The organism is Schumannella sp. 10F1B-5-1, from assembly GCF_006517535.1.
Lineage (GTDB): Bacteria > Actinomycetota > Actinomycetes > Actinomycetales > Microbacteriaceae > Schumannella.
In genome coordinates, this window is record NZ_VHQH01000302.1 from 1 (window position 1) to 341 (window position 341).

Genomic DNA, 341 nt, shown 5'->3' on the forward strand with positions numbered 1-341 from the left:
CAACGGAACCCTCACGGTCTCGGGCGGCACGCTCCTCGCCATCGGCAGCTCGGGCATGGCCGAGACCCCCGACGCCGACTCGGAGCAGGGCTTCGTCTCGGTGAACGCGAGCGGTTCGGCCGGCCACACGGTGCAGCTGGTCGCATCCGACGGCACCGTGATCGCCGAGCTGACGGCGCTCAAGGAGTTCGGCAACGTCGTGGTCAGCACCGCGGACGTGGTCGACGGCCAGAGCTACACCGTGCTCGTCGACGGCGCATCCGCCGGCTCCGGCACGGCGGGTGAGGCGTCGACCGGCATGGGCGGCGGCATGGGCGGCGGTCAGATGCCCGGCGGCGGCC

At 73.0% G+C, this 341-nt stretch carries 1 pseudogene; it reads left to right on the plus strand.

Annotated elements, in window-relative coordinates:
* Window positions 1-341: pseudogene (locus tag FJ658_RS16585) on the plus strand (hypothetical protein); the annotation flags it as partial.